This window comes from Alkalihalobacillus sp. MEB130 (assembly GCF_032335535.1).
GTDB lineage: Bacteria > Bacillota > Bacilli > Bacillales > Bacillaceae_D > Halalkalibacter.
In genome coordinates this window covers 139,548-155,282 of sequence record NZ_JAOANA010000005.1, presented here as the reverse complement: position 1 = coordinate 155,282, position 15,735 = coordinate 139,548, and the positions used below count along the sequence as shown (strand labels likewise).

Annotated in this window: 13 protein-coding genes; 12 read left to right on the top strand and 1 reads right to left on the bottom strand. The window is 39.5% G+C overall.

The window, feature by feature from the left end; all coding sequences use genetic code 11:
• Positions 1-10: 10 nt before the first annotated feature.
• From N0O92_RS07320 to rpsA, 9 genes are all read left to right on the top strand, one after another.
• The gene (locus tag N0O92_RS07320) at positions 11-1,129 is read left to right on the top strand and encodes a methionine biosynthesis PLP-dependent protein (protein ID WP_315614011.1); all 1,119 of its coding nucleotides are present in this window, start codon (positions 11-13) and stop codon (positions 1,127-1,129) included.
• Positions 1,126-2,967 (top strand): bifunctional homocysteine S-methyltransferase/methylenetetrahydrofolate reductase, encoded by a 1,842-nt coding sequence (locus N0O92_RS07315; RefSeq protein WP_315614010.1) that lies wholly within the window; start codon positions 1,126-1,128, stop codon positions 2,965-2,967. The genes N0O92_RS07320 and N0O92_RS07315 overlap by 4 nt, the downstream gene beginning before the upstream one ends.
• Positions 2,968-3,000: 33 nt before the next feature.
• Entirely contained in the window at positions 3,001-6,453 is a 3,453-nt protein-coding gene (gene metH / locus N0O92_RS07310) for a methionine synthase (protein ID WP_315614009.1), read from the top strand.
• Between the two features lie 267 nt (positions 6,454-6,720).
• Positions 6,721-7,791, top strand: coding sequence for a cell wall hydrolase (locus N0O92_RS07305; protein WP_396334476.1), 1,071 nt, complete (start codon positions 6,721-6,723; stop codon positions 7,789-7,791).
• Between the two features lie 20 nt (positions 7,792-7,811).
• On the top strand, positions 7,812-9,161 hold the full coding sequence (gene ypeB / locus N0O92_RS07300) for a germination protein YpeB (protein WP_315614008.1): 1,350 nt from the start codon (positions 7,812-7,814) through the stop codon (positions 9,159-9,161).
• A gap of 89 nt (positions 9,162-9,250) precedes the next feature.
• Positions 9,251-9,922, top strand: coding sequence for a flagellar brake protein (locus N0O92_RS07295; protein ID WP_315614007.1), 672 nt, complete (start codon positions 9,251-9,253; stop codon positions 9,920-9,922).
• A gap of 183 nt (positions 9,923-10,105) precedes the next feature.
• Positions 10,106-10,780 (top strand): (d)CMP kinase, encoded by a 675-nt coding sequence (gene cmk / locus N0O92_RS07290; RefSeq protein WP_315614006.1) that lies wholly within the window; start codon positions 10,106-10,108, stop codon positions 10,778-10,780.
• A 1-nt stretch (position 10,781) separates the two neighbouring features.
• Positions 10,782-11,372 (top strand): lysophospholipid acyltransferase family protein, encoded by a 591-nt coding sequence (locus N0O92_RS07285; RefSeq protein ID WP_315614005.1) that lies wholly within the window; start codon positions 10,782-10,784, stop codon positions 11,370-11,372.
• 91 nt (positions 11,373-11,463) lie between these two features.
• Positions 11,464-12,621 carry a 30S ribosomal protein S1 gene (gene rpsA, locus N0O92_RS07280; protein ID WP_315614004.1) on the top strand — a complete coding sequence of 386 codons (1,158 nt, stop codon included), beginning with the start codon at positions 11,464-11,466 and terminating at the stop codon, positions 12,619-12,621.
• A gap of 59 nt (positions 12,622-12,680) precedes the next feature.
• On the opposite strand, the gene N0O92_RS07275 is transcribed toward rpsA, so the two are convergent.
• Positions 12,681-12,815 carry a YpzI family protein gene (locus N0O92_RS07275; RefSeq protein WP_315614003.1) on the bottom strand — a complete coding sequence of 45 codons (135 nt, stop codon included), beginning with the start codon at positions 12,813-12,815 and terminating at the stop codon, positions 12,681-12,683.
• A 127-nt stretch (positions 12,816-12,942) separates the two neighbouring features.
• Here N0O92_RS07275 and N0O92_RS07270 point away from each other — a divergent pair, with 127 nt between their 5' ends.
• The 3 genes from N0O92_RS07270 (at position 12,943) to plsY (ending at position 15,729) form a co-directional block, all read left to right on the top strand.
• Complete coding sequence (locus N0O92_RS07270) at positions 12,943-13,557, top strand: YphA family membrane protein (protein ID WP_315614002.1); 615 nt, start codon at positions 12,943-12,945, stop codon at positions 13,555-13,557.
• 98 nt (positions 13,558-13,655) lie between these two features.
• Positions 13,656-14,969: a ribosome biogenesis GTPase Der gene (gene der, locus N0O92_RS07265; protein WP_315614001.1), complete on the top strand. Its 1,314-nt coding sequence runs from the start codon at positions 13,656-13,658 to the stop codon at positions 14,967-14,969.
• 142 nt (positions 14,970-15,111) lie between these two features.
• A complete protein-coding gene (plsY, locus tag N0O92_RS07260) occupies positions 15,112-15,729 on the top strand; it encodes a glycerol-3-phosphate 1-O-acyltransferase PlsY (protein ID WP_315614000.1) in 618 nt (205 codons plus the stop codon).
• Positions 15,730-15,735: the final 6 nt, after the last annotated feature.

The following is a 15,735-nucleotide window of genomic DNA, read 5'->3' as shown; positions in this document are numbered from 1 at the left end:
AGGGTATAAAATGAACCGTGAGAAACTAGAAACGTTATTAGTACAAATTGGAAACCGTTCCGATGATCCATCTGGGACGATTAATACACCTGTGTATTTTTCAACTGCCTATAGGCACACGGGAATTGGTGAATCAACAGGATATGATTATGCAAGAACAGGGAACCCAACGAGAGAGGTTGTAGAAAAAGCAATTGCAGCACTTGAAGAAGGGGACAGAGGCTTTGCGTGTAGTTCTGGAATGGCGGCCATTCAAACCGTGCTTTCTCTTTTTGAACAAGGGGATGAAATTTTAGCATCTCAAGATCTGTACGGAGGGACATACCGATTATTTGAACAAGGGTGGAATCGCTGGGGGCTAACTTTTTCTTTTGAAGACCCACGTAATTTAGAGCTATTTGAAAGTCGAATTACGGATAAAACGAAAGCATTATTTATTGAGACACCTACCAATCCGTTGATGCAAGAAGCTTCCGTGCCTGACCTTGCAAAAATAGCGAAGAAACATGGGTTACTTTTGATTGTTGATAACACGTTCTATACACCACTTTTGCAACAACCATTAGTGGATGGGGCAGATATTGTTATACATAGCGCTTCAAAATATCTAGGTGGTCATAATGATGTCATTGCTGGGCTAATCGCAGCAAAAGGACAAGAGTTGTGTGAACGAATTGGTTATTACCACAATGGTATTGGTGCAATTCTGTCCGCTTTTGATTCTTATCAATTAATTAGAGGAATGAAAACTCTTGCTCTTCGTATGGATAAACATGAAGAAAACGCTAAAGCAATTGTTCGTTATTTAGAGAAACAAGAAGGCGTTACGGACGTCCTTTATCCAGGAAAAGGTGGAATGATCTCATTTCGTATTTTGAAAGAGGAATGGGTGAATCCATTTTTACAACAATTGAAATTGGTCTCATTTGCTGAAAGCTTAGGTGGGGTTGAGAGCTTAATGACGTACCCAGCTACACAAACTCATATGGATATACCTGAAGACATTCGAATTGCCAATGGGGTGTGTAACCGTTTGTTGCGTTTTTCTGTTGGGATTGAGCGTGCAAAAGATTTAATTGAAGACCTTGATCAGGCGTTCCGCTATGTGGAAGAGAGGAAAAGTGAATGAGTTTTTTAGATAGATTAGCATCAAGAGTATTAATTGGGGACGGAGCTATGGGAACATTGCTTTATGAACAAGGTGTAGATCAATGCTTTGAAGAAGTCAATATAACGACACCGGAGAAAATTTTACACGCTCACAAAAGCTATGTAGAAGCGGGAGCCGATGTTCTACAAACAAATACGTATGCAGCAAACAGACTAAAGCTAGAGAAATATGGATTAGAAAAACAAGTTGCTTCCATAAATCGTGCTGGTGTTCAATTAGCCAAAGAAGCAGGTGGAAAACAGGCATTTGTGTTAGGAACTGTTGGAGGGATCAGACGTTTTCAACTAGAAGAGTGGTCTCTTGAAGAAATAGAATGTGCTTTTCAGGAACAAATGCATGAGCTTTTATCTGAAGGAATGGATGGTTTACTTTTAGAAACGTTTTATGATTTGGAAGAAGCAAAAATGGCAGTATCTGTTGCGCGGAAATTAACGGAATTACCAATTGTTGTAAACTTGTCACTTGGAGAAATAGGTGTGATGAACGGGGGGATAGCGGTCTCTCAAGCTTTTAATCAATTAACAGCATTAGGGGCTAACGTAGTCGGACTAAACTGTCGTACAGGTCCGTTTCATATGCTGCAATCTTTTGAGACAATTCCGTTGCAAAAGGATGCTTTTCTATCAGCATACCCAAATGCAAGTTTACCGGATTATCGTGATGGGCGCTTCTTTTATCAATCAAATGCAGACTATTTCCAAGATATGGGTATTAAGTTTATTCAGCAAGGTGTCCGTTTATTAGGAGGGTGTTGTGGAACAACGCCAGAACATATTAAGGCTTTTGCTAAAGTTAGAGAAATAACGGAACCAATTAAGACTAAAACTATTCGCCCTTCTGTTAGTTTTACTCGTGAGTCCATTGTCGTTCCTAGAAAAGACAAGCCTCTCCCGGATATCGTTAAGGAGCGCAAGTCTGTTATTGTGGAATTAGACCCGCCTAAAAAGTTGAGTACAAAGAGATTTATGCAAGGAGCACATGCTCTGCAAGAGGTCGGTGTTGATGCTATTACTATGGCAGATAATTCGTTAGCTTCTCCGCGAGTTGATAATTTAGCACTTGGTGCAATGATTAAAGAACAAGTAGGGGCAAGGCCACTCGTTCATGTTACTTGTCGTGATCGAAATTTAATTGGGCTTCAATCTCATTTAATGGGTCTTCATGCGTTAGGGATTGACGACGTATTAGCTATAACAGGCGATCCAACAAAAATAGGCGATTTTCCAGGTGCGACTTCTGTCTATGACGTTAGTTCTTTTCAACTCATATCTTTTCTGAAACAGTTGAATGAAGGGATATCATTTTCTGGGAAAGAACTTGGACAAAAAGCGAACTTTTCAGTAGGGGCAGCCTTCAATCCGAACGTCAGACATTTGGATAAGGCCGTAAAACGGATGGAAAAGAAAATTGAAAGTGGCGCAGATTATTTTATGACACAACCGATCTATAGTATAGATCAAATTGAATCATTAGCAAATGAAACAAAACATATACAGGAGCCGATTTATATTGGGATCATGCCATTGACAGGGACGCGAAATGCAGAGTTTCTCCATAATGAAGTTCCTGGGATTAAATTAACAGATGACATTCGTGCAACAATGGCCGCTTGTGGTGAAGATAAAGAAGCGTCTACAGAAGAAGGAATTAAGATTGCCAAATCATTAATTGATGCAGCTCTTCAGTATTTTAATGGAATTTATTTAATTACTCCGTTTATGCGTTATGAGATGACAGTTGAGTTAACAAAATATATTGAAGCGAAAAAACCGGTCACTCAAGGAGTCAATAAGTAAAAGAAGAATGCGGGAAGTAGAAAGGAAGAACATATGGCTAAGTCTTTATTTGAACAACAGCTAGAAAAGAAGATTCTAATCCTAGATGGCGCAATGGGGACAATGTTGCAACAAGCTAATTTAACAGCAGAGGATTTTGGTGGAGAAGAGTTTGAGGGGTGTAATGAATATTTAAATGAAACAGCGCCACATGTCATTGAAGACATTCATCGAGCTTATTTAGAAGCAGGTGCGGATATTATTGAAACAAATACGTTTGGTTCGAGTGATATAGTATTGGATGACTATGATCTTGGATACAAAGCGGAAGAATTAAGCCGTCTGGCAACGGCTATAGCGAAAAAAGTAGCAGATGAATTCTCTACGCCAGAATGGCCCCGGTTTGTAGCAGGTGCAATGGGACCTACAACAAAATCTCTTTCTGTTACTGGTGGTGTAACGTTTGAGAAGCTCGTTGAGTCGTACCATGAGCAAGCACGTGGAATTATTCGAGGTGGCGCTGATATTTTGCTGCTAGAAACAAGCCAAGACATGCGAAATGTTAAGGCTGGTTACTTGGGGATTGAACGAGCGTTTGAAGAGTTAAATGTCAAATTGCCAATCTTTATCTCGGGAACAATAGAACCAATGGGCACAACATTAGCAGGACAAAACATCGAAGCATTTTATTTGTCTTTAGAACACATGGAACCAGTAGTCGTCGGATTGAATTGTGCGACAGGACCTGAATTTATGCGTGACCATATTCGTTCACTATCTGAACTGGCAACAACGTATGTAAGCTGTTATCCCAATGCTGGATTGCCGGATGAAGAAGGTCATTACCATGAATCTCCAGAATCGCTCGCGACGAAATTACGTGGATTTGCAGAAAAAGGGTGGCTAAATATTGTTGGTGGTTGCTGTGGTACGACGCCGGATCATATTCGTGCGATGGTAGAAGCAACAAAAGACTTTGAGCCACGTACATTTCAGAAGTCACATCCTCATGCTGTGTCTGGGATAGAACCACTTATTTATGACGAGAGTATGCGTCCGTTATTTGTTGGAGAAAGAACCAATGTTATTGGGTCAAGAAAATTCAAACGTTTAATTGCGGAAGGAAAGTTTGAAGAAGCATCTGAAATTGCTAGGGCTCAAGTAAAAAAAGGAGCGCATGTTATTGACGCTTGTTTAGCCGATCCGGATCGTGACGAAATGGAAGATATGGAGAACTTCTTACAATTTCTTGTTAACAAAGTGAAAGTTCCATTAATGATTGATTCAACAGACGAAAAGGTAATCGAGAAAGCACTTACGTATTCTCAAGGGAAAGCAATTATTAATTCGATCAACTTAGAGGATGGGGAAGAGCGCTTTGAAGCCGTGATTCCGATTGTGAAAAAATACGGCGCTGCTGTTGTTGTAGGAACAATTGATGAAGAAGGAATGGCTGTTACAGCTGAGAAGAAGCTAGAAGTGGCTAAACGGTCTCATGATTTACTCGTTCATAAATATGGATTAAAACCAGAAGATATTATTTTTGATCCGCTTGTCTTTCCGGTTGGAACAGGAGATGAGCAGTATATTGGTTCAGCCAATGCTACAGTAGAAGGAATTAAACTTATTAAAGAGGCACTCCCTAAATGTTTGACGATTCTTGGAGTGAGTAATGTGTCCTTTGGATTACCACCTGTAGGTCGTGAAGTATTAAATGCTGTTTATTTATATCACTGTACACAAGCGGGACTTGATTATGCAATTGTGAATACAGAGAAGCTTGAACGTTATGCGTCGATTGCAGATGAAGAGAAAGAAATGGCAAGTAAATTGTTGTTTGATACAACAGATGAAACCCTTGCTGAGTTTACTGCATTTTATCGTGGAAAAAAAGCAGAGAAAAAAGTAGATACATCAAACTTAACATTGGAAGAACGACTGGCTTCCTATATTGTAGAAGGTACAAAAGAAGGGCTTATTGAGGACCTGGATCAAGCATTATCAACGTATTCGGATCCTTTAGATATCATTAACGGTCCTTTGATGACCGGGATGGACGAAGTAGGTAGATTGTTCAATAATAATGAACTTATTGTGGCGGAGGTACTTCAGAGTGCAGAAGTGATGAAAGCATCTGTTGCTCACCTAGAGCCTCATATGGAGCAGAAAGAAAATGACAACGGTAAAGGAAAAATTCTTCTTGCTACAGTAAAAGGTGACGTTCATGATATTGGTAAAAATCTAGTTGAAATTATTCTAGGGAATAACGGATTTAAGATTGTGAACCTTGGAATAAAAGTAACTTCGAATGAATTAATTGAGGCTATAAGAAGGGAAAATCCGGATGCAATAGGTTTATCTGGGTTATTAGTAAAGTCAGCGCAACAAATGGTCTTAACGGCGCAGGATTTGCGCCAACAGGAAATCTCAATCCCTATTTTAGTAGGGGGAGCAGCGCTTACTCGGAAGTTTACGGATACAAAAATAGCAGCTGAATATGATGGACTTGTGCTTTATGCCAAAGATGCAATGAATGGGCTTGAGATAGCGAATCGTTTGGCGAAACCTGAAGAACGCGAAGCTCTTGCTTCAGAATTAGCAGAAGCTCGCGCTAAGAAAGACGCAGTTAGACGTCCGGAACGTCAACCAAATCTAGAACAAGTAGTGGATGGCCCTGTTCATTCGGATGTGAAAAGAGACGGTCCTATCTTTGTACCGACTGATCTTGATGTTCACATCATGCGTGATTATAAACTTTCACATTTAGAGCCATATATTAACATGCAAATGCTGCTCGGTCGCCACCTTGGGTTGCAAGGGAAAGTGAGCCGACTTCTTGAAGAAAAAAATGAAAGAGCTGTAGAGCTAAAAGAAAAAGTTGATGAGTTTTTAGTTAAAGCGAAGAAAACCGAGGTCATTCAAGCGCATGGAATGTATCAATTTTTCCCTGCACAAGCTGATGGAAATGATATTATCATTTATGATCCGAACGATCAAAAAACAGAAATAGAGCGATTTACGTTTCCTCGTCAAAATCATAAACCGTTTCTTTGTTTAGCTGATTATATACGACCTGTCTCTAGCGGTGAAATGGATTATGTCGGGTTCCTCGCTGTTACAGCTGGCCACGGGGTTCGAGAGCTTGCCGATCAAGCGAAGCGTGATGGAGATTATTTATACAGTCATCTAATTCAGGCTGCTGCATTAGAAATAGCCGAGGGTTTTGCGGAGAGGCTTCATCAGCAAATGCGTGATCGAATGGGATTCCCTGATTCTGCTGATATGACAATGGATGAACGCTTTGCAGCTAAATATCAAGGAGTACGTGTTTCGTTTGGGTATCCGGCTTGTCCGAACTTAGAAGATCAAGAAAAGTTATTTAAGTTGTTACATCCTGAGAAAATAGGCATTGAATTAACAGAAGGTCATATGATGGAACCGGAAGCTTCTGTTACAGCGATGGTCTTCGCTCATCCAGAAGGTCGTTACTTTAATGTTTTAGGATAGAGAAGAGAGCTTGTTCAAAAGACAAAATATTTTCGTAATGGCTCCCCGTTTCGGTGGTGTGCAAGAAGGGTAAATAACCTTTTTGTACACCACCTTTTTTTAGTTGAAATGCTGTCTTTTCAAGGCTTGAAAGGGATGATTAGGAAGAAGATTGGTAAGGATTTGATAAGAAATTGTATAAAACTAGGTTGAAAACAAACACTATCCATATCAATCATGACCATGTCATGAAACAGATACCACGAACTCAAGGAGGTTTACAACAACATGAAACGTAATCTGTTTTCATTTAAGATTCCACTAGTCATGACAATCTTTTGTATTGGGTTACTTGTAAACACATCACCAACTCACGCATTTACTGATCAAGTCATTCAAAGAGGTGCAACCGGCGATGATGTTGTTGAACTTCAAGCAAGGTTACAGTACAACGGATTTTACACGGGAACTATTGATGGAGTGTATGATTGGGGAACCTACTGGGCCGTTCGCAACTTCCAAGAAGAATTCGGTTTAGACGTGGATGGGTTAGTTGGTCCAAAGATGAAAGACATGTTAGAGAGAGCAACTAATTACAACGAAGAATTTGTGAAAAAAGCATTAAATGAGGGTCGTAAATTTACACATTACGGCGGTACGCCAAAAGATATTCAAAAAGGTCCAAAAGGAAGCAGAGATGGTGCGCAGCAGCCAGGAGCAGGTGAAGCACAGCCGCAACAACCGCAGCAGCCAGGAGCAGGCGAAGCACAGCCGCAGCAACCGCAGCCAGGAGCAGGTGAAGCACAGCCGCAGCAACCGCAGCCGGGAGCAGGCGAAGCACAGCCGCAGCAACCGCAGCCAGGAGCAGACGAAGCGCAGCCACAGCCAGGAGCAGAACAACCAGCCCCTGCACCGGCAGAAGAACCAGTTCCTTATGCTGAACAACCAGAGCAACAGGATAATGATGTGAATATTGAAAAAGCAACAAATGTACCAGCAGGGTACTCAGAAAATGATATTCAAATTATGGCACAAGCAGTCTACGGTGAAGCGCGTGGTGAGCCATATGTAGGTCAAGTGGCGGTAGCAGCTGTCATCATTAACCGCATAAATAGTCCAACGTTTCCGAATACGGCTTCAGGGGTAATTTTTGAACCGCGTGCGTTTACAGCTGTTGCGGATGGACAGATTTATATGCAACCAAATGAAACCGCACGTAGAGCTGTACTTGATGCAATAAATGGGCAAGATCCGTCAGGGAATGCACTTTACTATTTTAATCCGGATACAGCTACATCAGGTTGGATTTGGACTAGACCACAAATTAAGCGTATTGGAAAGCACATTTTCTGTCATTAATTTCTGGAGGTGATTTTGTTATGGTACGTAATTTTGTTATTGGTCTATTAGCAGTAGCGGTTGTTGCAACGGGAATTTGGGGCTTTCAAGAACGTGAAGAAAAGCAGGTACTGAAAGTTACTGCAGAAAACAATTATCAACGAGCATTTCACGAATTGGCTTTTCATATTGATCAAATTGAAGATCAATTAGGGGCAACGCTAGCCATGAATTCAAGACGCCAATTAACTCCAGCATTAGCAGATGTATGGCGTGTTGTTAGTTTGGCTCAAGAGAATATCGGCCAGCTACCATTAAGCTCTGTAGACCTAGGTAAAACAGAAGAATTTCTATTTAAATTAGGAAGATTTAGTTACAGGACATCTATACGTGATCTTGATAAAGAACCGCTAACGGATAAAGAATACGAAACGTTAGAAAAGTTATATGAGTATTCACAAGATATCCGAGAAGAAGTTCGTAGATCTCAAGCAATGATGCTTGCAAATGGAGATCAGTGGGTTGATATAGAGGCAGAAATGCGCGCGTCCCAAGAACCACTAGATAATATGGTTGTGAATAATTTAGAAGTGATGAATAAATCCATTCAAAGTTACAGCGAGACAGAATGGGGTGCAGGCCTTGCTTCTATTGACGATTTAAATGGAGAATTAAAAGAAGCATTAGACGGCGATCCAGTTACAAAAGAAGAAGCAGAAAAAATCGCAAGAGACTATTTACAAGTTGATGAGGACACTCCAGTACATGTTGCTGAAACAGGAAATGGACTTGAATATCCAGCCTACACAATCGTTGCTGATGATCCAAATCATGAAACTAATTATTATATGGATATGAGTGAAAATGGTGGAGAGCCAATTTGGTTCTTGCAAGACCGCCAAATTGAAGAGCAAAATATTAGTTTGAATGAAGCAGTTGAAATTGCAGAGGATTATTTAAAAGAACATGGGAAAGAAAACATGCAACTAGTGGATAGTAGACAGTATGACTCCATTGCGATGTTAGAATTTGTTCATTTAGAAGATAACGTTCGAGTTTACACGGATTTAATTCGCTTAGAAGTGGCATTAGATGATGGCGATGTTCTCGGTTATGAAGCAAAGAGTTATTTAATTCATCATAAAGAACGTGATATTCCTGATCCTGAAATAACAAATGAGGAAGCTAGAGAAAACTTAAATCTACGTTTAGAGATCATGGAAGATCACCTAGCTGTCATTGAGAATGATTTGGGGAAAGAAGTCCTTTGTTACGAATTCTACGGTGTAATTGAAGATGAGACGTATCGTCTATTCATTAACGCTGAAGATGGAGAAGAAGAAAAAGTGGATCGTCTTAATCAGTCTGAACCGGTATATGATTTCAGTTAAAGGGAAAAGAAGAAGCATCTTCATGCTTCTTCTTTTTGATTATTCATGAGATAATAAAAAAAGAGAGCATTGGGAGGAGTAAGGCATTGATGAAAATTGGTTTAACTATCTTCTTAGAGTTACAAGAAAGAAAAGATTCGGAAAAAGGAGTCCAGCGTTTTAAATGCCGACTAGTTGATATTAAGGACGCTATCTATGTCATTGATTATCCTATTAATGAAGAAACGGGCAAACCTAGTTTCTTTTTTGATGGAACGGAATTTCGTGCATCATTTATTACCGAGGATGAATCAGCCATGTATGCTTTTGATACAGAAATAGTAGGGAGGATGAAAGGGAATATCCCTGTTTTGTTTTTGAAAGATCCTGGTAAAGAGAAATACATTCGCATTCAACGTAGAAATTATGTTCGAGTTGAAACGGCAGTTGATGTAGCTATCCATCCAATCAATAGCGAATTCAGTCCTTTTACAACGGTAACGTTAGATTTAAGTGGAGGTGGCTGTGCCATTTTACTTCCGCAAAATCAGTCTTTTTTAGAACAAGGACAAACCACAATTCATCTTGTATTGCATATGCAAACAGGAGATATTGTCTACGTTAAGGCACTGTGTAAAGTTGTTCGGGTTTTCACCCCGCGTAAAGAAGCAAGAAGACGAGCTTCTCTTCAATTTCTCGATATTGACGAACGAGATCAACAGAAGATTATCCGGTATTGTTTTGAAAGACAATTAGCATTGCGAAGAAAAGAAGGAAAATAAAAGAATTCTGTCGTATAAGTCGTATAAAATGAACGTACAAAACGAAGTTTAATATAGATCAATTAAACCTTTAGTTAGACCAACATGTTAGAATATGATAAAATGAGACAGAGAACAATTTGGAAAAAGAGTAAGTGTAAACACTTTCAATTTGTTTGGATTGTATATGAGGTGTAATCGTTGATGAACAAGAAGATGAATATTGCTATTGATGGACCTGCAGGTGCAGGAAAGAGTACAGTCGCTAAATTAGTCGCTGAGCAACTGTCTTTTCTTTATATTGACACAGGGGCGATGTATAGAGCGCTGACTTTAGCTGCTTTACGAGAGGGACTAAATCTTGAAAATGGACAGGTGTTGACTGACCTGTTAGGGAAGACATCCATCCATCTCCAACATGAACAAGACGGGGTCCGTGTTCTTTTAAATAACGAAGATGTAACAGAAGCTATTCGAATGAAGGATGTAACATCAAATGTATCACTCGTATCGAGTCATGAAGGCGTTCGAATAGAGATGGTTGAGAGACAACGTAAGTTAGCTGAGAAAGGCCAAGCTGTCTTAGATGGCAGGGATATTGGGACGTATGTTCTTCCGAATGCTGATGTGAAAGTATTTTTGACTGCGTCCGTTGAAGAACGCGCAAGACGTCGTTTTGAAGAACAACAACAAAAAGGAATGTCTGCTGATTTTGAACAATTGAAGCAAGACATTGCTCGACGAGATCAATTGGATTCAACACGTGCTTTTGCTCCTTTAAAAAAAGCCGACGATGCTGTGGAAATTGATTCAACCTCGCTGACCATTCCAGAGGTCGCCAAAGCCATCATCGAACTGGCAAAAGAAAGGGCAAGATAAGATGGGAATTTATCAATTTGGTCAAGGTGTAAGTAGAATGGTCCTGTCAACTTCTTATAAAGTTGAAATTATAGGAAAAGAGAATATTCCTGAACAAGGAGCAACTCTTTTATGTTGCAATCATATTCATAATTTTGACCCTCCATTACTTGGAGCTTATATTAAAAGACAGTTGCACTATATGGCCAAACAAGAGTTGTTTGAAAAACCTATTTTAAAAGGGTTATTGCCTAAATTAGGTGCATTTCCTGTTCGAAGAGGAATGAGTGATAAGCAAGCCATTCGGACTGCTATGAAGTTATTAAAAGAAGGCAAGATGATAGGCTTATTTCCTGAAGGAACAAGAAGCAAAGATGGTCAATTAGGGAAAGGGCTTTCAGGAGCAGGATTCTTTGCGTTGCGAACAGATGCTGTCGTTGTCCCTTGTGCAATTATTGGTCCCTATAAAGCTTTCAATACACTAAAGTTGGTTTATGGCAAACCAATAGACTTTTCTGATTTGCGCGAACAAAAGGCATCGGCAGAAGAAGCTACAGAGCTAATTATGTCTGAAATAAAAAAGCTCATTGATGAACATAAGAGATCGTATTAGTTATCACTTTTCTTTCGCTAGCGTGAAAGATAGTTAAAATAATAGTCACATACCGCTACTAGACTGCGGGGATTGAAGGAGGCAAAAGTCAATGGTCGAAGAAATGAACAGTGAAGTATCAGAAATGAAGTCTTTTTCTGTAGGGGATGTTGTATCAGGAAAAGTTACGAAAGTCGAAGATAAACAAGCGTTTGTTGATGTGGGCTTCAAAGTTGACGGTATCGTACCTATAAGTGAATTGTCAAGTTTACATGTAGAAAAAGTTAGCGATGTCCTTTCAGTGGACGATGAGCTCGAATTAAAAGTTCTTAAATTAGAGGATGATGAGCTGATCCTTTCAAAGCGAGCTGTTCAAGCAGAGAAAGCATGGGACGAGCTCCAAGCTGCCTATGAGTCTGGTCAAATTCTCGAGGTTGAGGTAGCGGATGTTGTAAAGGGAGGCCTCGTTGTCGATGTAGGGGTGAGAGGATTCATTCCTGCCTCACTTGTTGAGAGGCATTTTGTAGAGGACTTCTCTGACTACAAAGGTAAAACGTTACGTCTAAAGGTAGCTGAACTTGACAAAGAAAACAATAAATTAATTCTTTCGCAACGTGCTGTTTTAGATCAAGAAGTAGAAGAAAATAAGCGTAACGTTCTTCAAACATTAAAAGCTGGTGATGTTGTTGAAGGTAAAGTACAGCGTTTAACGGATTTTGGTGCCTTTGTAGATATAGGTGGCGTTGATGGTTTGGTGCACATTTCTCAACTTGCTCACCATCGTGTCGAAAAACCTTCTGATGTTATTAGTGAAGGAGAAAGTGTGAATGTTAAAATTCTATCTGTAGATGAAGATAGTGAACGTGTTTCTCTTTCCATTAAGGATACATTGCCAGGACCTTGGGAGAAATTTTCTGGTGAAGTGTCAACAGGTGATGTTCTTGAAGGTACCGTTCGACGTCTAGTTTCATTCGGTGCATTCATCGAGCTTGCTCCTGGGGTAGAAGGACTTGTCCATATTTCACAAATTGCAAATCGTCATATTGGGACTCCGTCTGAAGTACTAACAGAAGGTGAAAAAGTAGAAGTAAAAGTACTTGATGTGAATATAGGTGAAAAGCGAATTTCACTAAGTATTCGCGAGCTTTTAGAAGATGAAGAGTCTACAGATGCTGATTTTCAAGCATATGAAGCAGCCAAAGGAGAAGAATCGGCGGGATTCTCTTTAGGTGACATGATTGGTGATCAATTAAAAAAGTATAAAAACTAAAAGCGTGAATAAGAAATCGGCGAACGTTAGAGTTTGCCGATTTTTTGCTCTTTATACTGTTACGGGCGTTGTGCTTCTCTTGCTTGTTCAGGACTTTGCATTTTGGCAGAGCCTGCATATTTCAAACTTTGGTCTCGGTCGGCTTCAACTTGACCTGATTTTCTTAGCTTTTTTTCTTGACGATCTTTCCCCATCTTTCCCTCTCCTTTCGTGTAAAATAATCCAACGTCTATTATTGTCCCGCTTACTCACTTTTCTATGTATTCCTATGGTTAGAACCGTTGCAGTTCGTCGATACTGATAGGTGAAGGAGGTGGAAAGATGGACGGTGTATTTATTTACTGGTTTGGTTGGATTTTATGGGTAATCATTACCTTTTTCTGCAATAAAACGAAAACAAGATTTTGGAATGCGCTCTTATTGCTATTGTTATTTATTCTTTTACCGAGAACGTTGCACATTTCCGATACTTCTATTCATGTTGTGTATATTATAGGCACCATTTATTTGTTTAGGTTGATAGCGAAGGAACCTTCATACAATCTTGGCCATTCATTTGTTGGAGCGATTACGATTGCAGCTGCTTATGGAGGTTTTCAAATGATGCTTATCTTTGATCCAGTTGTTGAATATATGGATAGCCGCTGGATGACTGGACTAGTCGTTTCTGTCGTTTCCTTTTTTCTAACGACAACGTTCAAACATCGTCTGCTTATTGCACTAATAGGGCTTAGTCAAGGAGAGCTCTTAACTGGAATTGTGAATCAACATCACCTTTATATGGATTACAGTATTGGAAGTTTTTACTTTTTTGATATTGTTGCTATAGTATGTTTTTTATATAGTGTTGTCTGGACATTATCGCAACTTTCTGCCCAACTTGGCAAATTCGTAATGAGGGAGCCGAAAACCAATGAGTTAAAACAAAGTTCTTAACAAGAACAAGTCGACAACGTTAAGGAAATCAAGTAAAATAAATAAGTTGCAAGAAAAAATGGATGAATTTACATAGTAAATAGAAAGGTTGTGACGTTATGACAAAGCCTGTTGTAGCAATAGTCGGACGTCCTAATGTAGGGAAGTCAACGATTTTTAATCGAATTGTAGGAGAGCGAGTGGCCATTGTTGAAGATATGCCAGGTGTGACTCGTGATCGTATCTATAGCAAAGGCGAATGGTTAAATCGGGAGTTTAATTTAATCGATACGGGTGGAATTGAACTTGGTGATGAACCATTGCTTATTCAAATGCGTGCCCAAGCAGAACTAGCTATCAAAGAAGCCGATGTTATTATTTTTATTGTAAATGGACGAGAAGGTATTACGAGTGCCGATCAAGAAGTAGCAAAGATACTATTTAGATCAGACAAGCCTGTGGTTCTAGGGGTAAATAAAATTGATAACCCAGACATGCAAGAAGAGTTATATGAATTTTATTCATTAGGAATGGATACACCTTATCCCATTTCTGGCTCTCACGGTTTAGGGCTTGGAGACTTACTAGATCAAGTCATTAAACATTTTCCAGAGGAAGAAGAAGATCCGTATGATGAAGATACGATTCGCATATCATTAATTGGACGACCTAACGTAGGGAAATCTTCCATTGTTAATGCTATGCTTGGGGAGGAACGTGTAATTGTTAGTAACATTCCTGGGACAACACGAGATGCAATTGATACACCATTCACTCGTGATGAACAAGATTATGTTTTAATTGATACGGCAGGAATGAGAAAACGCGGTAAAGTATATGAAGCAACAGAGAAATACAGTGTACTTCGATCTTTAAAAGCAATTGAACGCTCCAATGTTGTTCTTGTCGTGATTAATGCAGAAGAGGGATTAATCGAACAAGATAAAAAAATTGCAGGTTATGCTCATGAAGCAGGTCGCGCGGTTATCATTGTTGTCAACAAATGGGATGCTGTGGCTAAAGATGATAAAACAATGAAGAATTTTGAAACAAAATTAAGAGAGGAATTGTTGTTTTTAACATATGCCCCAATTCTTTTTGTTTCAGCGAAAACAAAGCAGAGGTTACATACTGTTTTGCCGATGGTGAAGAAAGTATCTGAAAATCATCATTTACGTGTCCCAACCAACGTCTTAAATGACATGATTATGGATGCAGTTGCGATGAATCCGACGCCTACAGATAAAGGGAAAAGGCTTAAGATTAATTACGTAACACAAGTTGCAGTTGAGCCACCGACATTTGTCTTCTTTGTTAATGAACCTGAATTAATGCACTTTTCTTATGAACGATTTTTAGAAAATCGTCTTCGTGCAACTTTTGATTTTGAAGGGACCCCCATTAAAATATTCGCAAGAAAGAAAAATGTGTAGGTAAACTGTAAAAAAGGTTGTTCTTTTTGCTTAGATCACCGTAATGGGAATTAGGGAGCTTGGCAGATGTACATGACTGAAAGTAAGCTTTCAATCATGTACATCTTTAAAGAAGGAGAGCGCTAGAGATGGGGGATGTTTCATGTTTGTTTTTGGACTTATAGTCGTTATTTTAATTGGTTACCTTTTAGGTTCGTTGAGCTTTAGTTACATAATTGCAAAAAAAGTAAAAAAAGTGGATATCCGTCAACATGGGAGCGGAAACGCAGGGGCAACGAATACATTGCGAGTTCTAGGACTGGGTCCGGCCTTATGTGTGTTAGGATTGGATGTTTTAAAAGGGATTGTCGCTGTATGGATTGGACTTGCCTTTGCACCTGGTGAAACGGGGCTCTATCCGGCTTTAGCGGGTTTTGCTGCTATACTAGGTCATAACTGGCCAGTTTATTATGGGTTTCGAGGAGGAAAAGGTGTTGCAACTACAATAGGAGTATTAGCTACCCTTGTATTCTTCCCTGCTTTATTTGCAGGAATTATTGCAATTGGAAGTATTGTTTTTACGAGATTTGTATCTTTAGGATCGATCTTATTTGCGGTTCTAACCCCAATCTTTACCTTCCTCTTCCTTGACTATTATCAGTATCCTGTCATTTATGGATATTTGGCAATTGTTGTTGCTCTTTTATCAATTTGGAGACATCGGACGAATATTAAACGCTTACTTTCAGGCACGGAAAGTAAGATAGGACAGAAATCGTAACAAGGG